This is a genomic window from Planomonospora corallina, assembly GCF_042650625.1.
GTDB classification, from domain to species: Bacteria; Actinomycetota; Actinomycetes; order Streptosporangiales; family Streptosporangiaceae; genus Planomonospora_B; species Planomonospora_B corallina.
Genome location: NZ_JBHSBM010000013.1, coordinates 51,369 through 69,858 on the forward strand (window position 1 = coordinate 51,369; position 18,490 = coordinate 69,858).

General features: G+C 72.9%; 11 protein-coding genes and 1 pseudogene. 6 read left to right on the forward strand and 6 right to left on the reverse strand.

Going from position 1 to position 18,490, the window contains the following annotated elements; translation table 11 throughout:
* Positions 1-65 precede the first annotated feature (65 nt).
* From ACFOWE_RS09520 to fbaA, 3 genes are all read right to left on the reverse strand, one after another.
* The gene (locus tag ACFOWE_RS09520; protein WP_377286833.1) at positions 66-1,349 is read right to left on the reverse strand and encodes an adenylosuccinate synthase; all 1,284 of its coding nucleotides are present in this window, start codon (positions 1,347-1,349) and stop codon (positions 66-68) included.
* Positions 1,350-1,478: 129 nt separating this feature from the next.
* Positions 1,479-1,898: a DUF3151 domain-containing protein gene (locus tag ACFOWE_RS09525; protein ID WP_377287119.1), complete on the reverse strand. Its 420-nt coding sequence runs from the start codon at positions 1,896-1,898 to the stop codon at positions 1,479-1,481.
* A 411-nt stretch (positions 1,899-2,309) separates the two neighbouring features.
* Entirely contained in the window at positions 2,310-3,332 is a 1,023-nt protein-coding gene (gene fbaA / locus ACFOWE_RS09530) for a class II fructose-bisphosphate aldolase (RefSeq protein WP_377286834.1), read from the reverse strand.
* 222 nt (positions 3,333-3,554) lie between these two features.
* Here fbaA and ACFOWE_RS09535 point away from each other — a divergent pair, with 222 nt between their 5' ends.
* Positions 3,555-3,992: a hypothetical protein gene (locus ACFOWE_RS09535; RefSeq protein ID WP_377286835.1), complete on the forward strand. Its 438-nt coding sequence runs from the start codon at positions 3,555-3,557 to the stop codon at positions 3,990-3,992.
* 119 nt (positions 3,993-4,111) lie between these two features.
* On the opposite strand, the gene pyrE is transcribed toward ACFOWE_RS09535, so the two are convergent.
* Positions 4,112-4,648 carry an orotate phosphoribosyltransferase gene (pyrE, locus tag ACFOWE_RS09540; protein ID WP_377286836.1) on the reverse strand — a complete coding sequence of 179 codons (537 nt, stop codon included), beginning with the start codon at positions 4,646-4,648 and terminating at the stop codon, positions 4,112-4,114.
* A gap of 249 nt (positions 4,649-4,897) precedes the next feature.
* On the opposite strand from pyrE, the gene ACFOWE_RS09545 reads away from it, so the two are divergent.
* From ACFOWE_RS09545 to ACFOWE_RS09560, 4 genes and pseudogenes are all read left to right on the forward strand, one after another.
* Positions 4,898-7,561 carry a zf-HC2 domain-containing protein gene (locus ACFOWE_RS09545; RefSeq protein WP_377286837.1) on the forward strand — a complete coding sequence of 888 codons (2,664 nt, stop codon included), beginning with the start codon at positions 4,898-4,900 and terminating at the stop codon, positions 7,559-7,561.
* Positions 7,562-7,766: 205 nt separating this feature from the next.
* Positions 7,767-9,296, forward strand: coding sequence for an NYN domain-containing protein (locus ACFOWE_RS09550; RefSeq protein ID WP_377286838.1), 1,530 nt, complete (start codon positions 7,767-7,769; stop codon positions 9,294-9,296).
* A gap of 315 nt (positions 9,297-9,611) precedes the next feature.
* A pseudogene (locus tag ACFOWE_RS09555) lies at positions 9,612-11,249 on the forward strand (ABC-F family ATP-binding cassette domain-containing protein); the annotation flags it as partial.
* 131 nt (positions 11,250-11,380) lie between these two features.
* Positions 11,381-12,007 carry an MFS transporter gene (locus ACFOWE_RS09560; RefSeq protein WP_377286839.1) on the forward strand — a complete coding sequence of 209 codons (627 nt, stop codon included), beginning with the start codon at positions 11,381-11,383 and terminating at the stop codon, positions 12,005-12,007.
* Here ACFOWE_RS09560 and ACFOWE_RS09565 read toward each other — a convergent pair.
* Both ACFOWE_RS09565 and ACFOWE_RS09570 read right to left on the reverse strand, forming a co-directional pair.
* Complete coding sequence (locus ACFOWE_RS09565) at positions 12,000-12,629, reverse strand: response regulator (protein WP_377287121.1); 630 nt, start codon at positions 12,627-12,629, stop codon at positions 12,000-12,002. The genes ACFOWE_RS09560 and ACFOWE_RS09565 overlap by 8 nt on opposite strands.
* A gap of 4 nt (positions 12,630-12,633) precedes the next feature.
* Complete coding sequence (locus ACFOWE_RS09570; protein ID WP_377286840.1) at positions 12,634-16,821, reverse strand: HAMP domain-containing protein; 4,188 nt, start codon at positions 16,819-16,821, stop codon at positions 12,634-12,636.
* A gap of 122 nt (positions 16,822-16,943) precedes the next feature.
* Between ACFOWE_RS09570 and ACFOWE_RS09575 the strand changes: the two genes are divergently transcribed.
* Positions 16,944-18,485: a PP2C family protein-serine/threonine phosphatase gene (locus ACFOWE_RS09575; RefSeq protein WP_377286841.1), complete on the forward strand. Its 1,542-nt coding sequence runs from the start codon at positions 16,944-16,946 to the stop codon at positions 18,483-18,485.
* Positions 18,486-18,490: the final 5 nt, after the last annotated feature.

Sequence of the window (18,490 nt, forward strand, 5' to 3'; positions counted from 1 at the left end):
TCCCGGACCCTACCGAGTGAGCGCGCCGGGCGGCTCCACACAGGCGGGGCCGCCCGGCGGGCGGCTCAGATCAGCGGGCGCAGCTGGAGCGTCTCGGTCCGGCCGGGCCCGACGCCGATCGCGGAGATCGGGGCGCCGCTCATCTCCTCCAGGGCGCGGACGTAGGCGCGGGCGTTCGCCGGCAGGTCCTCGAAGGACTTGGCGCCGGAGATGTCCTCCTGCCAGCCGGGGAACTCCTCGTAGACCGGCTTGGCGTGGTGGAAGTCCGTCTGGGTCATCGGGATCTCGTCGTGGCGCACGCCGTCCACCTCGTAGGCCACGCAGACCGGGATCTTCTCCAGGCCCGACAGGACGTCCAGCTTGGTGAGGAAGAAGTCGGTGACGCCGTTGATCCGGGTGGCGTAGCGGGCGATCACCGCGTCGAACCAGCCGCAGCGGCGGTTTCGGCCGGTGGTCACGCCGTACTCGCCGCCGGTGGTGCGCAGCCAGTCGCCCATCTCGTCGGTGAGCTCGGTCGGGAACGGGCCGGAGCCGACGCGGGTGGTGTAGGCCTTGAGGATGCCGATCACCCGGCTGATGCGGGTCGGCGGGATGCCCGCGCCCGCGCAGGCGCCGCCCGCGGTGGGCGAGGAGGAGGTGACGAACGGGTAGGTGCCGTGGTCGATGTCGAGCAGGTTGCCCTGGCCGCCCTCCAGCAGCACCACCTTGCCCTCGTCCAGCGCCCGGCTCAGGATCAGCGAGGTGTCGGCGATGTACGGCTTGAGCCGCTCGGCGTAGCCGAGGTACTCCTCCAGGACCCGGGCCGGGTCGAGCGAGCGCCGGTTGTAGATCTTGGTGAGAATCTGGTTCTTCTCGTTGAGGGCGACCTCGATCTTCTTCTGCAGGATGCCGGGGTCGAGGAGGTCCTGGACCCGCACGCCCATCCGGTAGATCTTGTCGCCGTAGGCGGGGCCGATGCCCCGGCCGGTCGTGCCGATCCGGGCCTTGCCGAGGTAGCGCTCGGAGACCTTGTCGATGGCCTTGTGGTGGGGCATGATCAGGTGCGCGCTGGCGGAGATCAGCAGCCGCTCGGAGGAGACGCCGCGCGCCTCGAGCCCCTCGATCTCGCTCAGCAGCACGCCCGGGTCGACCACGACGCCGTTGCCGATGACGGGGACGACGTTCGGCGAGAGCACGCCCGTCGGAAGCAGGTGCAGGGCGTACTTCTGGTCACCGATCACGACGGTGTGGCCCGCGTTGTTGCCGCCCTGGTATCTGACGACGTAGTCAACCTTGTCGCCGAGCAGGTCGGTGGCCTTACCCTTGCCCTCATCGCCCCACTGGGCACCGAAGAGAACGACAGCCGGCATCGTTGAGTCTCCTACCGCAAAACGAAAACCCCTGACGCAATCGCGACAGGGGCTCTTGCGTGGAGAGAATACCCGAATGGTCCCCGGAAAGGGGATCTCCCCTCCCCGTGAGGGAGGATCCCCCGCGCTTCAGCGGCCGGCCAGCTCGTTGTAGGCCTCGCCGCTGGAGTCCCTCAGGAAGGTGAAGCAGCGCTCGGCCTCGTCCTTCTCCCCGATGCTCTGCGCGGCCCGGGCCAGCGCGAACAGGCAGCGCAGGAAGCCGCGGTTGGGCTCGTGCTCCCAGGGGATCGGGCCGTGGCCCTTCCATCCGGCGCGGCGCAGCTGGTCGAGACCGCGGTGGTAGCCGGTGCGGGCGAACGCGTACGACGTCACCGCGTGGTTGGCCGCGAAGTACTCGTCCGCGAGGGCCGCCCACGCCGCGGGGTAGGCGGGGAAGCTCGCGGCCACGTCGGACGCCTTGGCGCCGGACGCCAGCGCCTCCCTGGCCTCGGGCAGGTCGGGCAGCAGGGTGGGCGGGGGGCCGGCGAGGAGGTTCTCCTGGGATTCCATCATTCTCCTAATGAGGGGACTGTCGCGTTCGCCCGGTAGGGGAATCACTTCCTTGGTACGGTCTCTCCGTGCCCCGGAGGGCATCGGTGAGGGCTCGGCCGTCGCTGCTCCGGCTGTCCCAGCCGGGGGAGGCGAGAAGCCGCTCTCTCGGGGAGCGGAGGAGCCACCCTCCTGTCGAGGATCGCCGGACTCGTCCGGCGGGGGAACTGCTTCCTCGCTGCGGTGTCTTCCGCCCGCAGCGGTCAGGGCCTGTCTGAAACCTCCCCGATCGGGACCGTCCCCCTGTGGGGGAAACCGTATGGACAGTCCTACCCGATCGGTGGGATCAGACCGCGACCGGCCCCCGGATGACCTTCCGAGGGCCGGTGGGCTCGCGCGCCGCCCGGTCCGCCGGCGGACCGGGCGGAGAGATCAGCCGAGCTTGGTGCCCGCGGACTTCAGGTGCCGGCAGGCCTCGGCGACGCGCGCCGCCATGGAGGCCTCGGCGGCCTTGCCGTAGGAGCGGGGGTCGTAGGCCTTCTTGTTGCCGACCTCGCCGTCCACCTTCAGCACGCCGTCGTAGTTGCTGAACATGTGCGCGGCGATCGGGCGGGTGAAGGCGTACTGCGTGTCGGTGTCGATGTTCATCTTGACCACGCCGTAGGAGATCGCCTCGTGGATCTCCTCCAGCAGCGAGCCGGAGCCGCCGTGGAAGACCAGGTCGAACGGCTTGTCCTTGCCGAACTTGGCGCCGACGGCCTCCTGGATCTCCTTCAGCACGCCCGGGCGGAGCTTGACGTGGCCCGGCTTGTAGACGCCGTGCACGTTGCCGAAGGTCGCGGCGAGCATGTAGCGGCCCTGCTCGCCGACGCCCACCGCCTCGGCGGTCGCGATGGCGTCCTCGGCGGTGGTGTAGAGCTTCTCGTTGATCTCACCGACGACGCCGTCCTCCTCGCCGCCGACGACGCCGATCTCCATCTCCATGACGATGTTGGCGCGGTGGCACTTGTCGAGGAGCTCCTTGGCGATCTCGAGGTTCTCCTCCAGCGGTACGGCGGAGCCGTCCCACATGTGCGACTGGAAGAGCGGGTCCTGGCCCCTGGCCACCCGCTCCAGGGAGATGTCGATCAGCGGACGCATGAAGCCGTCCAGCTTGTCCTTGGGGCAGTGGTCGGTGTGGAGCGCCACCGTCACGGGGTACTTCGCCGCGACGACGCGGGCGTACTCCGCCAGTGCCGTCGCACCGGTCACCATGTCCTTGACGGTGGTGCCGGACAGGAACTCGGCGCCGCCGGTGGAGACCTGGATGATGCCGTCGCTCTCGGCCTCGGCGAAGCCACGGAGCGCGGCGTTCAGGGTCTGGGACGAGGTCACGTTGATCGCCGGATAGGCGAAACCGCCGGCCTTGGCCCGGTCGAGCATCTCGGCGTAGACCTCTGGGGTCGCGATAGGCATCGGTGTCAACTCCCTGGAGACGGACAGGTGCAGGTCGGCGGGGCCCGGAGGCGCCCTCATGGGACACGGCCCGACGGCCAGTATTCCTTTTTCCTACCCGGCTCGGTAGCTTCGCCACTCCCTTGATCCAGATTGTCTCGCTCGTCCGCGTACACGCTCTGTGAGACCGATGGAACCGGGGGCGGTCGAGGGACCGCCGCACATGCCGCTACTCTCCAGTGTGTGGGACGCCACAGGTCTGACCCCATGGGCATCGCCCGGCTGGCCCTCGCCGGCCTCGCGGCGCTGGCAGTGCTGTCGTTGATCGTGGTGGGAGTGCTGTCGCTGTTCGGCGCGCTCGACTCCGAGGCGGAGCCGGCCTCCGCGCCGGCGCCCGGCGCCGGGTCCTCCTCCTCCACCACCACCACGTCCGGGAAGGTCCCCACCGTGCTCGTCGAGTGCGTCGCGGACCGCTGCCCGAACGTCTTCCTCAAGGTCGCCGGCGGGGACGTGCTGCTCAACCGGGAGATGGCCCGCGGAGAGCAGGCGCAGTCCTTCGACGCGAAGGTGGACGTCGTGCTGACCGACGCGTCCACCGTGCGCGTCCACGTGAACGGCGTCCTGCGCGAGCCCGGCGGCACGGGGGAACGCCAGGAGTTCACCGTCGGCAAGGAGGAGTAGGGACCGAGGAGCAGGAACCGGGACCGGCGGCCTCGGATCGGCCCGCGCTCCCCGGTCGGCAGTGGTTCCCGGCCGGTAGTGGTTTCCGGAGGGGCCGGGCCCGCGGTCCGCGCCGGACGTCAGGCCAGGCCCAGGTCCGCCAGCGTGTAGGCCGTGCGGTACGGCAGGCCCGCCTCGGCGATGGCGGAGGCCGCTCCCCGGTCCACGATCGTGGCCACCGCCACGACCTCGGCGCCCGCCTCGCGCAGCGCCTCGACCGCGGTCAGCGGCGACCCTCCGGTCGTCGAGGTGTCCTCCACCACCAGCACCCGCCGCCCCGCGACGTCCGGCCCCTCGATCCGGCGCTGCATGCCGTGCGCCTTGGCCGCCTTGCGGACCACGAACGCGTCGAGCCTGCGTCCCCGGGCCGCCGCCGCGTGCATCATGGCCGTGGCCACCGGGTCGGCGCCCAGCGTCAGCCCGCCCACGGCGTCGTAGTCGAGGTCCGCGGTGAGATCCAGCATGACCCGGCCCGCCAGCGGCGCGGCCGTCCCGTCGAGGGTCACCCGGCGCAGGTCCACGTAGAAGTCCGCCTCCTTGCCGGAGGACAGCACCACGCGGCCGTGCACGACGCCCTTGCTCTTGATCTCGGTCAGCAGGTTCTCGCGATCGCTCATGGCAACAAGGTTAGGGCCGCCCCGGCGGGACCCCTCCTCAGGGCGGGCGCCGGTCGGGCGGAGCGGCTCACGGGCAGGTCGCAGGCGGGTCACGGGAGGGCTGGAGGGCATGCGGTGGGCATGCGGCGGGCAGGCGGTGGGGCGGGACGCGGGCGGATCTCCGGCAGGTAAAGGGCGGACTTTGGTTTAGCCACGACGGTTACTGCGGAATGAACCGGCGCGACAGCTAAAGGTAACCGCGAGGTCACAATGAGTGTTGAAACGTCTCAGGGTGACGCCGAGCTGCTGGCCGCGACCCGCAACGGGAACGCGGCGGCCTACGGCGGCCTCTACGAGCGGCACGCTCCGGCGGCCCGGGCCCTGGCCCGCCGGCTCGTCCGGAGCGCGGCCGAGGCGGAGGACGTCGTGGCGGAGACGTTCACCAGGATCCTCGACCTGACCGGGCGGGGCGGCGGACCCAAGGAGGCCTTCCGGATCCACCTGCTCACCGCGGTCCGCCGCACGGTCACCGAGCGGGACTGGGACACCGGGGGTGGGCCGGCCGGGGAGGGGGCCGGGCCGTCCGACCTCGCGGTGCCGTTCGTGGACCCGGCGCTGGCCGGACTGGAGCGCTCACTGGTCGCGCGGGCCTTCTTCTCGCTGCCCGAGCGCTGGCAGCTCCTGCTGTGGCACCTGGAGGTGGAGAACGCCGACCCCGCCGAGGTCGCGCCGCTGATCGGCCTGCCCGCCGAGGAGGTGGCGGAGCTCGTCGCCCGGGCCAAGGAGGGGCTGCGCCAGGCGTGCCTGAAGGTGCACCTGACCGGAGCGCACCGGAAGGGCTGCCGCCCGGTGCTGTCGAAGCTGGGCGCCTACGTCCGGGGCGGCCTGGCCAAGCGGGAGACCCGGGTCATCGACCGGCACATGGACGGCTGCGCCGACTGCCGGTCCGTGTTCATGGAGCTGACCGACGTGGACCGGGGCATGCGGGTCATCGTCGGCCCGCTCGTCGCGGGTCCCGTCCTGGACGGATACCTCACGGCGCTCGGCAAGACGGGGGCCGCGCCGGCGGGAGGGCTCGCAGGCTGCCTCGGCGGACTCGGGAGCGCGGCCGGCTGGGCGCGGCGCAGCTCCCGGGGGCGGCAGCAGGCCGTCGCGGGCAGCGCGGCCGTCATCGCGATCGCCACGGCGACGGCGCTCGTGCTGGTGACCTCGGGGGATCCGGCGGTCATCCGGCCCGCCCCGGGCGCCCTGCCGGTTCCGGTGACGTCCCCGCCGATCGTCGCGGAGCCCGAGCCCTTCCCGGACGAGGCACCGCTCACCCCGAGCACGCTGCCGCCGTCTCCGGGCGCCCCCTCCCTGACCGCGCCGTCCCTGAGCGTGCCGTCCCCGGGCACGCCGTCCCCGACGGGCGCGGCGTCCGGGCCCGCACGGCCCGGAGCGGTGACCCCGCGGCCTCCGAAGACTCCGCCGCCCGTGCGGCCCCCGCGGCCGGCGCGGGAGGAACCCGTGCCGGCGCGGCCCCCGCACCTGGCCGCCCCGGCGCAGGGACGGAAGGTGGGCCTGCGGCACCAGCGGGGCGGGACCCGGGTGCCCGCCCCCCGCCTGGACGCCAGGATCGACGCGCTCGGCGCACTGGTCCGCGCCCAGACCGGCATGGTCGCGGTACGGCTGCGCAACACGGGCCGGGCCGGCAGCCGCGCGGTCGTGGCCCGGATCGACCTGCCGAAGGGGGTGACGCTGATGCCGGGCGGGCTCCGGACGCGGGTGGCCGCCCTTCCCGGGGCCCGCACCGCAAACGGCGCGGGCACCGGGGGCGTGGGCACCGGCACCGTGGGCACCGGGGGCGTGGGCACGGTGGACGGCTGGTCCTGCCGGCCGGTGAGCCGGGCCGTACGCTGCGCCCGCGCCCCGCTGGCCCCCGGCCAGGGCACCTCGATCTTCCTGCGGGTGGCGGTCGACCGGACCGCCCCCCTCGGCGTGCCGCTCCGGCTCCAGGTCACCGGAGGAGGGCCGAAGGCGACGGCCGTGACGGAGAGCGGGGTGCGGGCCGTGGGCGCCCCGGCCCGTTTCGCCGCCGACGGCCGGGTGACCACCGCGGCGATCGGCAACACCCTGCTGACCCGCGCGCCCACCGGCCGGATGTGCCGGGCCGCGCGGTCCAGGGACGGCGGCGCCCGCGACAACGACGCGGCGCCGATGCGCCTGTACGACCAGGACCGCGACCCGGCGACGAAGAACTCGAGCGCGGCCCGGCTGGACCTGCCGAACCGCGGCAGGGTCGTCTGGGCCGGGCTGTACTGGTCGGCGAGCGCGCCCGCGGCCGGACGGACGATCAAGTTCCGGGCCCCGGGGGACGCGGGTTACACACAGGTGCGGGCCGCCCGGGTGGCGGAGCAGGAGCTGCCGTCCGGCCGGGCGTACCAGGCGTTCGCCGACGTGACCCGGCTGGTGCGCAAGCTCCGCGGGAAGTACTGGGTGGCAGACGTCCCGCTCCGGCCCGGCGTCTCGCGGCACGCCGGCTGGAGTCTGGTGGTCATCGCGGCCGACCCGCGCCAGCCGTACCGGCAGGCGATGGTCGTCGACACCACCGCCCTCGTCCAGGCGGGCTCCCCCGCGCGGATCCCGCTCGACGGGCTGACCCACACCGGCATGCCCGCCCGGATGGACCTGGTGACCTGGGAGGGCGACGCCGACCTGCGGGGCGATCGGGTGAGCCTGGGGCAGGGCCCGCTCCAGCCGGAGGGCGGTGACCGGAACCCGGACAACCCCTTCGACGGCTCGTCCACGGGCTCGGCCAAGGTGGAGCTGACGCCCGGTGTGGACGTCGACCGCTTCCAGGCGACGCTCGGCCCGAGGCCCGTGCTCCGGGTGAGCACGCGCCGGGACGCCGTGCTCTTCGGGGTGGCGGCCGTGAGCGTGCAGACCCGTTCGTGATGGCTGGTCTCAATAAAGGGACAAACTGGTACGGTCGGCGTAAACGCTCTGGTGAACAGTCGGTTGAGGGTGGAATCGTGGTGATTCGCTCTCAGGTCGTCAGTGGCTTGACTACCCTGAGAGAGGCCCATTTGTCCGGCCCGTCGGGGCGTCTTCAAACGTGTCCGAGCCGTACGGTCGGGCGGCGTAGGAAGGGCGGTGTCGCGTGGATCGCTGCGCGCTGTTCGTGGACGCTGGCTATCTGCTGGCCGACGGTGCGATGGCCGCGCACGGGACCCGCCATCGTGAGGCGGTCTCGTGGGACTACGCGGGCCTGCTCCGGCTGCTCACCGGTCTCTCCAGGGAGCGCACGGGGCTGCCCCTGCTCCGCTGCTACTGGTACGAGGCGACCGTCGAGGGCCGGCACAGCGCCGAGCACGACGCCCTGGGCGACCTCCCCGGGCTGAAACTCCGGCTGTCGCGGATCCGGCCCGGCCGCCGCGAGGGCGTGGACGCCCAGGTCCACCGCGACCTGCTGACGCTCGCCCGCAACAGCGCGATCTGCGACGCGGTCGTGGTCAGCGGGGACGAGGACCTGGCCCAGGTCGTGTGCGACGCCCAGGACCTGGGGATCCGGGTGACCCTGGTGCACATCGCCGCCGATGGGGGCTGGGGCGTCTCCCGGGCGCTCCGACAGGAGTGCGACGACCTGATCGAGATCGGCGCGAGCCACCTGCGGCCGTACGTCAGCCTGGCCTCCTCCGGTCCGGCGGAGATCTCCTCCCCGGGCGTCCCCGTGCCGCTGAGCCACGCGGCGTCCCTGGGCGGCGGCGTCCCCGTGCCGCTCGGCTCCGGCGTCTCCGCGGGCAACGGCTCCCCGGCCGGCTACGGCGTCTCCGGGAGCGCCGGTGTCCCGCAGGGCAACGGCGCGATCTCGGGGAACGGCGCGGCCTCGGGGAACGGCTCCTCGGCGGGCAACGGCGCCCGGTCCGGCTACGGCCCCCTGCCGGGCGGGAGCCCGTCCGGCAGGGGCTTCCCCTCCGCCAACGGCGCCCCCTCGAACGGGATGTCCGCTGTCTCCCCGAACGGCGTCTCCCCGGCCGGCGGGGGCTTCCCGGCCAACGGGACGCGGGCGGGCGGTGACGCCGCCTCGGACGGGTCCGCGCCGCCGCTCCCGTCCCGCCGGGCGAACCCCTCGCCATCCGCCTATCCGGGCTACGCCCAGGAGTCCCCGGCGACCTCCCCGGCTCCCGCCGTGTCCTCCGCGCAGACTCCTCCCACCGGGACACAGCCCGTGACACAGCCGGGAGCGCACGCCGGGGCGCACCACAGCCCGACCGGTTCCTCGCCGGCCGTCTCGCAGTACGGCCAGGGCGACACCGGCAGCACGCCGAGCTACCAGCTGCCCGCCTCCTACACGGGTCCGCAGCCCGCCGCCGCGCAGCCCGTCGGCCCCTACACCGGTCCGCACGCGGCTCCCGTGCCGCTGAACACCTCGAGCGGCGGGACGACGACGCTGGCCGACGCGGTGAAGGCCGCGCACAAGGAAGGGCACGACTTCGGCGAGTCCGTGGCCAAGGACGCGCCAGCGCTGTGGCTCGAAGCCGTCCTCGCCCGCAAGCCCCGCATGCCCTCCGACCTGGAGGCGCGGCTCCTGCAGGGTTCCTCCCTGCCGATCGACTTCCTCCTCCACGACGAGGTCCGCCACGCCCTGCGCCGCGGCTTCTGGGACGCCTTGGAGCACGCCCGCAGCTGACCGTTCACGACCTCGTGGTCGTCGTCAACGCCGACGACCCCACCGGGGTGCACCTCGACTCGGGCGTCCTGCACGAGGTGCCGGCGGCGGCCCCGGGCCGGAAAAGGAGGCCGGAGCACGGCGTCCGCTTGCTAGCCTTGGTCCGTGCAGTATCTGCTCTTCCTCTGACGGGACCCCGTCCAGCCCGCCTCCTCGCGTCCGCGAGCCGAGACCGCGGGCTGTTCGCCGTTTCCCCCGGCCGATCGGCCGCCCGTCAGCGACCGAGGGCCCTCCATCCGCCTGCCGGCGGCGAGGGCGCCTCCTTCCGGAAGAGAAATGACCACTTCTGTAATCCTGCCTGCGCGTGCCCGCGCGCAGCTCATGGCATCCGACATCCACATCAGCCGCGGCGGCCGCAAGGTCCTCGAGGGCGTCGACCTGACCGTCTCCCCCGGCTCCCGCTGGGGCGTCGTCGGAGAGAACGGCCGCGGCAAGTCCACGCTCCTCCACATCCTCGCCGGGACCCTCGAACCGGACTCCGGGAGAGTCCACCGGGTCGGCACGATCGGGACGGCCGAGCAGGAGATGACCGTCACCGGCGGGCGCACCGTCGGAGGCCTCGTCGACTTCGAACTCGCCGACGCCCGCGCCGCGCTGCGGGCCCTCGACCGCAGTGCCGAGCACCTGGCCGAGGGGCGGCCCGGGGCCGCCGAGGAGTACGCCGCCGCGCTCGCCGCCGCGGAGACGCTCGACGCGTGGGACGCCGACCGCCGCGTCGACGTCGCGCTCGAAGCGCTCGGCGCCGTCACCGACCGCTCCCGCCCCCTCGCCGAGATGTCGGTGGGGCAGCGCTACCGGGTACGGCTGGCCTGCCTGCTCGGCGCGGAGCGCGACTTCCTCCTGCTCGACGAGCCGACGAACCACCTCGACCAGGACGGCCTGGAGTACCTCACCGCCCGTCTGCGCGAGGCTCCCGGCGGGGTCGTTCTGGTCAGCCACGACCGGGCGCTGCTGTCCGACGTCGCCACGGTGATGCTCGACCTCGACCCCAGCAGTGACGGCCGTCCCCGTGTCCACGGCGGTGGTTACGCGGGATACCAGGAGGGCCGCAGAGCCGAGCGGGAGCGGTGGGAGGAGGAGTACGAGCGGCAGCAGGCCGAGCACGCCCGTCTCGCCGAGGATCTCGCCAGGGCGCAGAGCCGGCTCGTGACGGGCTGGCGCCCGCCCAAGGGCACCGGAAAGCACCAGCGCGCCACCCGCGCGCCGGGCCTCGTCCGAGCCGTCAACCGGCGTCGCGACGAACTGTCCGAGCACGCGATCACGGTGCCCGAGCCCCCGCTCCGGCTGCGGGTGCCCGACCTGCCGGTGCGCCCCGGGGCCACCCTCGTCCACGCGGCCGGGGTCACCGTCGCCGGGCGTCTGGACGGGCCCGTCACGCTCGTCCTCGCCTCCGGATCGCGGCTCCTCGTCAGCGGGCCCAACGGCGCGGGCAAGTCGACCCTGCTCTCCGTGCTGGCCCGCCGCCAGGAGGTGTCGGCGGGGGCGGTGCACGTCGCCCACGGCGCCAGAGTGGAGCTGCTGGCCCAGGAGTCGTCGCCGTCCTCCGCGGGGCGGGCCCGCGACGTCTACGACGCCCACGTCGGGCGGCTCGTCGGCAGGGGCGCCCTGCGGGAGGCCGACGCCGTCCCGCTGGAGTCGCTCGGCATCCTCTCCCCGGCGGACGCGGACAAGCCCGTCGGCGAGCTCTCGATGGGGCAGCGGCGCCGCCTCGACCTGGCCGTGGTGCTCGCCGCCCGCCCGCACGTCCTGCTGCTCGACGAGCCGACCAACCACCTGTCGATCGCGCTCGTCGACGAGCTGACGGAGGCCCTCGGCGCGACCGGAGCGGCGGTCGCGCTCGCCACCCACGACCGGCGGCTCCGCCGCGACGTGGCGAACTGGCCCGTCCTGCCCCTGGGCGGCGCCCCGGCGCCCAGGGACCCCGGGGGAGACCCCCTCCGCTCCGCACACCCGGCCCTCCAGAGAGAGGTCCCGTCCCCAGCACGCCCGGCCTTCCAAGGAGAGACCATGTCCTCCGCGCACCCGGCCCTTCAGGGAGAGAAGGAATGAGCGACGTCGAGTTCGTATCCGAGACCGGCGAGTCCGTATCCGAGACCGCGCCCGCCCGGTGGCGGGCGCTGAGCCCGCTGCGCAACCGCGACTACCGGCTCCTCATCGGCACCACCGCGCTGTCGATGTTCGCCACCGGGATGTGGACGGTCGTGATGGTCTTCCAGGTCATCGCGATCGACGACAGCCCGACCGCGTTGTCGGCGGTGGCCACGTGCTTCAGCGGCGGTCTCCTCGCCTTCGCCCTGGTGGGCGGGGTCGTGGCCGACCGCGTCCCCAAGCGCTCAGTGATCGTCGCGGTCGTGGCCGACCGCGTCCCCAAGCGCTCAGTGATCATCGCGGTCGAGGGGATCGACCTCCTCGCCGTGACCGCGGTCTCCGTGCCGGCGCTCACGGGCACGATCCGGCTCTGGCACATGGCCGTCGCATCCGCACTGCTCGGCGCGGGGAGCGCGTTCTTCTACCCCGCCTACAGCGCCTACCTGCCGTCCATCCTGCCCTCGGACGAGCTGCTGGCCGCCAACGGCCTGGAGGGCGCGCTGCGGCCGGCCCGGCGCGGGAGCGGCGGGACCCGGCCGGGGGCGCGAGCCCGTACGGGGACCCGGCCCGAGGAGGTCAGGTGAGGGCGTCGAGGCCGGCGCGGAGGTGGAGCAGGCGGTCGGAGAGGTCGGCGACGGCGCCGTTCAGGGTGGGGTCGTCGGTCTTGCGCGCCAGGTCGCGGACCCGGGTCAGCTCGTCCTCCGCGGCCGCCAGACGCCGGGAGAGCTCGGGGATCACGGCCGCCTCGCCGTCCCGGCCCGCGGGCAGCTCGCCGTTCAGGCGGTCGCGGAGCAGGGCGGCCTGCTCGGCCAGGCGGCGGTTCATGTTGTAGAGCTCGACGAAGACCGCGACCTTGGCCCGGAGCACCCACGGGTCGAACGGCTTGGTGAGGTAGTCGACGGCTCCGGCGGCGTAGCTGCGGAAGGCGTAGTCCGGGGCGCTGTCGACCACGGTCAGGAAGATGATCGGGATGTTGCGGGTGCGTTCGCGGCGCTTGATGTGCGAGGCGGTCTCGAACCCGTCCATGCCGGGCATCCGCACGTCGAGCAGGATCAGCGCGAACTCCGTGCTGAGCAGTGCCTTCAGGGCCTCCTCACCGGACTTGGCCCGGATCGGGACCACGTCCAGGGAGCTGAGGATGGCCTCCAGGGCGATGAGGTTCTCCTCCCGGTCGTCGACCAGGAGGATCCTGGCGCGGTGCGGCATCTCCTCACGCACCTTCCTCGGCGGCGGCGGACCGGCCGCGGGTGAGCCAGCCGCGGAGCCGTTCCAGCAGGCGGTCGACGTCGACGGGCTTGGGGATGTAGTCGGAGGCTCCGGAGGTGATGCTCTTCTCCCGGTCGCCGTGCATGACCTTGGCGGTGAGCGCGATGATCGGCAGGTCGGCGAACTGCGGCATCCGGCGGATCGCCGAGGTGGTCGCCCAGCCGTCCATCTCCGGCATCATGATGTCCATCAGGACCAGGGCGACGTCCTCGTTCCGCTCCAGCTGCTCGATGCCCTCCCGGCCGTTCTCGGCGTAGACGACCGTGGAGCCGTACCGCTCCAGCACGCTGGTCAGCGCGAAGACGTTGCGGATGTCGTCGTCCACGATGAGGATCTTCGCTCCGGCGAGCGGGTCCTCGCCACCCGTCCACACGGGTCCGTCGTCCGGCGGGAGGGGGGCGACGGGCAGGCTCTCCGGCATCGGGATCTCCGGGAGCTCGGCCGCGGGCTCGTCGGACTGCTCCACCTGGCCGGGGATCACCGCGTGGCGGGACGGGACGCCCGGCGTCGCGGCCCCGCCGTCGCGCGAGGCCAGCGGGCCCGTGTAGGCCGGCGGCAGGTACAGGGTGAAGGTGCTGCCCTGGCCCACGTCGCTGTGCACGTGGATCTCGCCGCCGAGCAGGCGGGCGATCTCCCGGCAGATGGACAGGCCCAGGCCGGTCCCGCCGTACTTGCGGCTGGTGGTCCCGTCGGCCTGCCGGAACGCCTCGAAGATGACCTCCAGCTTGTCGGCGGCGATGCCGATGCCGGTGTCCACGACCTCGAAGGCGAGGATGCCGTCGACGCCGCGGAGCGTCTCGTCCACGAAGGCCACGTCGCGCGGGGCGTGGACCACGCGGAGCCGAACCTCGCCCTTGGGGGTGAACTTGATCGCGTTGGAGAGCAGGTTGCGCAGCACCTGCTGGAGGCGCTGCTCGTCGGTGCGGAGCTCCTGCGGGACCGACGGTTCCACCTCGACGGCGAACGACAGGCCCTTGTCGTGGGCCACCGGGGTGAAGGTGGCCTCGAGGTAGTCGACGAGCTTGGGCAGGGAGATCTGCTGGGGGTGGATGTCCATCCGCCCGGCCTCGACCTTGGACAGGTCCAGGATGTCGTTGATCAGCTGGAGCAGCGCGGAGCCGGCCCCGTGGATGGTGCGGGCGAACTCCACCTGCTGCGGCGTGAGGTTGCCCTCGGCGTTCTCGGACAGCAGCTTGGCCAGCACCAGCAGGCTGTTGAGCGGGGTGCGCAGCTCGTGCGACATGTTGGCCAGGAACTCGGACTTGTAGCGCGAGGAGACCGCGAGCTGCTCGGCGCGCTCCTCCAGGGTGCGGCGGGCCTGCTCGATCTGGAAGTTCTGGATCTCGATGGCGCGGTTCTGCTTGGCGAGCAGCGCGGCCTTGTCCTCCAGCTCGGCGTTGGACCGGCGCAGCTCCTCCTGCTGGCGCTGGAGCTCGTCGGAGCGTTCCCGCAGCTCGGTGGTGAGGCGCTGGGACTCGGTCAGCAGGTCCTCGGTCCGGGAGTTGGCGATGATCGTGTTCATCGTGACGCCGATGGTCTCGACGAGCTCGACCAGGAAGTCGTGGTGGATCTCGCTGAACTCGTTGAGCGAGGCCAGCTCCAGCACGCCGAGCACCTGGTCCTCGAAGAGGATCGGCAGCACCACGATCTGCGCGGGTGTCGAGGAGCTCAGGCCGGTGTCGACCGTGAGGTACCGGTCCGAGACGTCCCGCAGGATGATCCGCCTGCCCTCCAGGGCGGCCTGGCCGACGATCCCCTCGCCGACGGCGAAGCGCTGCCGGGGGCCGACGCCCGGGCGGACGCCGTACCCGGCGATGAGGTGCAGGTCGTGCTCGCCGGTGGGCTCGGCGAGGTAGAAGGCGCCGTACTGGGCGGAGACCAGGGGCGTCAGCTCGCTCATGATGAGCTTGGCGACCTGCATGAGGTCGCGGTGGCCCTGCATGAGACGGGAGATGCGGGCCAGGTTGGACTTGAGCCAGTCCTGCTCCTGGTTGGCGGTCGTGGTGTCGCGGAGCACGGACACCATCGTGTTGATGTTGTCCTTGAGCTCGCCGATCTCGCCCTCGGCGTCGACGGTGATCGAGCGGGTCAGGTCGCCCTGGGCGACGGCGGTGGTGACCTCGGCGATGGCCCGCACCTGGGTGGTGAGGCGGCCGGCGAGCTCGTTCACGCTCTCGGTGAGGCGCTTCCAGATGCCCTCGGCGCCCTCCACCCGGGCCTGGCCGCCGAGCTTGCCCTCGGAGCCGACCTCGCGGGCGACGCGGGTGACCTCGGAGGCGAAGGACGACAGCTGGTCGACCATGGTGTTGATGGTCGTCTTGAGGGCGAGGATCTCGCCCTGGGCGTTGACGTCGATCTTGCGGGTCAGGTTGCCCTGGGCGACGGCGGTGGTGACCTCGGCGATGTTGCGGACCTGGTAGGTCAGGTTGTTCGCCATGGAGTTGACGTTGTCGGTGAGGTCCTTCCAGACGCCGGAGACGCCGGGGACGCGGGCCTGGCCGCCGAGCTGGCCCTCGGTGCCGACCTCGCGGGCGACGCGGGTGACCTCGTCGGCGAACATCGACAGCTGGTCGACCATGGTGTTGAGGGTGTCCTTGAGCTGGAGGATCTCACCCTGCGCGTCGGCGGTGATCTTCTTCGAGAGGTTGCCGTTGGCGACCGCCGTGGAGACCGCCGCGATCTGGCGGACCTGGGTGGTCAGGTTGTTCGCCATGAGGTTGACGTTGTCGGTGAGGTCCTTCCAGACGCCGGAGACGCCGCGGACCTGGGCCTGGCCGCCGAGCCGGCCCTCGGAGCCGACCTCGCGGGCGACGCGGGTGACCTCGGAGGCGAAGGACGACAGCTGGTCGACCATGGTGTTGATGGTCGTCTTGAGGGCGAGGATCTCGCCCTGGGCGTTGACGTCGATCTTGCGGGTCAGGTCGCCGTTGGCGACGGCGGTGGTGACCTCGGCGATGTTGCGGACCTGGGTGGTCAGGTTGTTCGCCATGAGGTTGACGTTGTCGGTGAGGTCCTTCCAGACGCCGGAGACGCCGCGGACGCGGGCCTGGCCGCCGAGCTGGCCCTCGGTGCCGACCTCGCGGGCGACGCGGGTGACCTCGTCGGCGAACATCGACAGCTGGTCGACCATGGTGTTGAGGGTGTCCTTGAGCTGGAGGATCTCACCCTGCGCGTCGGCGGTGATCTTCTTCGACAGGTCGCCCTGGGCCACGGCCGTGGAGACGGCCGCGATGGCCCGCACCTGCGTGGTCAGGTTGCCCGCCATGACGTTGACGTTGTCGGTGAGGTCCTTCCAGACGCCGGAGACGCCGCGGACCTGGGCCTGGCCGCCGAGCTGGCCCTCGGTGCCGACCTCGCGGGCGACGCGGGTGACCTCCTCGGCGAAGGCGGAGAGCTGGTCGACCATGGTGTTCACGGTGTTCTTCAGTTCGAGCATCTCGCCGACCGCGTCGACGGTGACCTTGCGGCTCAGGTCGCCCTTGGCGACCGCGGTGGTGACCAGCGCGATGTCGCGGACCTGGGCGGAGACGCGGGTCGACATGGCGTTCACGGCCTCGGTCAGGTCGCGCCAGCTGCCCGCCATGCCCAGCGCCTGCGCCTGGCCGCCGAGCCGTCCCTCGGTGCCGACCTCGCGCGCGACCCGCGTCACCTCGGAGGTGAACATGGACAGCTGGTCCACCATGCCGTTGATGGCCTTGCCGAGCCTGCGGATCTCGCCCTGCGGGCCCTGCTCGAGGTCCACCCTGCGGGACAGGTCGCCCTTGGCCACGGCGTCGATCACGTCCGCCGCCTCGCGGACCGGCCCGACCAGGGCGTCGATCAGGTCGTTCACCGAGTGCACGCTCTCCGCCCACGTGCCGACGCCGGGGCCCGGGGAGAGGCGCTCGCCGAACCGGCCCTCGTCGATGACCTCGCGGCGGACCCGCAGCAGCTCGTTGGCCAGGTGCTCGCGGCGGTCGGCGACCTCGTTGAGCAGCAGGCGGATCTCGCTGAGGATCCCGGGCGGGGCGTGCGGCACGCGACGGCGGAAGTCGCCGTCGCGCCAGGCGAAGAGCGTCTCGAGGACCGGTTGCAGGTCGGACTCGCTGTAGCGCCGCTCCTCGGTGTCGGGCACCGTGTCGGCCGTCGTCATGGCGGACCTCCTTGACTCCCGAGGGGGCGGCCCCGGGTAGTACCAGTCTGTCACGATGCGCAACCCCCTGGTCGTGCCTTCGTTTTACCCGCGCCGGTGCGGAGTGTGGTAATCAGGGAACGATGACCACCGCTCCCCGTGCCCTGCTCGCCGCGACGTTCACCCCCGGGGACACCGCCGTGCCCGCGGTCCGGCGGTTCACCCGCGAGGTGATGACCGCCTGGGCCGCCGTCCCCGTGCTGGACGTCGCCGAGGAGCTCGCCGCGGAGCTCGCCGCGCAGGCGGCCGACGCGCCGTTCGAGGTGGTCTGGACCCATCTGGGGTACGGCGTGCGGGCGGAGGTGCGGCAGGCGAGCGGCTCCGGAGCCGCCCCGGGGGCGCCCGGCGTCCCGGTGGAGGAGTGGGGCGTCACCTTCGGCGCGGACCACCGCGTGCACTGGGCCTGGCTGGCGCTCCCCGGCGTCCCGGACCGCCAGGTCCCGGAGTGGGTCGAGGAGGAGCCCGCGGGCCGGGGCCCCATCTGGCTGCGCTTCCTGGCCGACGCCAGCGACCTGCTCGCGGGCACGCTCAACCCGGACATGGTCCCTGCGATCATCGCGCAGATCGCGGTGCCCCGGCTGGCGACCTGGTGCGCGGTCTACACCTGGACCGACGACGGCGCCCCGGGGCGCCCGGCCTACCTCTGGCACGCCGACGAGGGGCGCATCGACGAGCTGAGCGAGGTGCTCGCCGGGAGCACGGTCCCCGCGGAGGGCGGTTCGCTGCAGCTCGGCGACTCCCACGTGTTCGTGGTGCCGCTGCTGGCGCGGGGCCGCTCGCTCGGCGCGATGTGCCTGGGGCGTCCGGAGCGCTTCAGCGACGAGGTCATGCAGTACGCCGAGGACATCGCCCGGCGCGCCGCGCTCGCCCTGGACAACGCGCTGCTCTACGCCCAGCAGGCCGCGGCCAACCGGGCGCTGCAGCGCAGCCTGCTCCCGCCCGACGACCCCGGGGAGATCCCGGGGCTCGACCACGCCGTGGTCTACGAGCCCGCGGGCGAGACCAACGAGGTCGGCGGCGACTTCTACGACCTGTTCGCCACGGGGAACGGCACGTGGCGGTTCGCGGTCGGCGACGTCTGCGGGACCGGCCCGGTGGCCGCCGCGGTCACCGGCCTGGCCCGCCACACGCTGCGCCTGCTCGCCCGCGAGGGGTACGGCGTGGCCGCCGTCCTGGGCCGGCTCAACCAGGCGATCCTGGAGGAGGGCGAGCGGGCCCGGTTCCTCACCCTGCTGCACGGGGAGATCACGCCGGTGGGGACCGGCCTGGAGCTGAAGCTCGTCTCCGCGGGCCATCCGGAGGCGCTGCGGCTCAAGCCGGGCGGCGAGGTGGAGACGGTGGTGACCTCCCAGTCGCTGCTGGGGGTCTTCCCCGAGGTGGCCTTCGAGGCCGAGACGGTCCACCTCGACCCCGGTGACGTGCTGCTCGCGGTGACCGACGGCGTCACCGAGCGGCGCCGGGGCGACCGGCTGCTCGACGACGACGGAGGGCTGGCCGCGCTGTTCGCCGAGTGCGTGGGCCTGTCGGCGGGGGCGGTGGCGGCGCGCATCCGCCGGGCCGTGCAGGAGTTCGCGCCCGAGCCGAGCGCGGACGACATGGCGATCGTCGTCCTGCGCGCCGGCTGACGGCC

Excerpts from the sequence above, each read along its gene's own strand:
- ACFOWE_RS09520 (WP_377286833.1), bottom strand. The coding sequence starts at position 1,349 with ATGCCGGCTGTCGTTCTCTTCGGTGCCCAGTGGGGCGATGAGGGCAAG.
- ACFOWE_RS09525 (WP_377287119.1), bottom strand. The coding sequence starts at position 1,898 with ATGGAATCCCAGGAGAACCTCCTCGCCGGCCCCCCGCCCACCCTGCTG.
- fbaA (WP_377286834.1), bottom strand. The coding sequence starts at position 3,332 with ATGCCTATCGCGACCCCAGAGGTCTACGCCGAGATGCTCGACCGGGCC.
- pyrE (WP_377286836.1), bottom strand. The coding sequence starts at position 4,648 with ATGAGCGATCGCGAGAACCTGCTGACCGAGATCAAGAGCAAGGGCGTC.
- ACFOWE_RS09545 (WP_377286837.1), top strand. The coding sequence starts at position 4,898 with ATGAGTGTTGAAACGTCTCAGGGTGACGCCGAGCTGCTGGCCGCGACC.
- ACFOWE_RS09560 (WP_377286839.1), top strand. The coding sequence starts at position 11,381 with ATGAGCGACGTCGAGTTCGTATCCGAGACCGGCGAGTCCGTATCCGAG.
- ACFOWE_RS09565 (WP_377287121.1), bottom strand. The coding sequence starts at position 12,629 with ATGCCGCACCGCGCCAGGATCCTCCTGGTCGACGACCGGGAGGAGAAC.
- ACFOWE_RS09570 (WP_377286840.1), bottom strand. The coding sequence starts at position 16,821 with ATGACGACGGCCGACACGGTGCCCGACACCGAGGAGCGGCGCTACAGC.
- ACFOWE_RS09575 (WP_377286841.1), top strand. The coding sequence starts at position 16,944 with ATGACCACCGCTCCCCGTGCCCTGCTCGCCGCGACGTTCACCCCCGGG.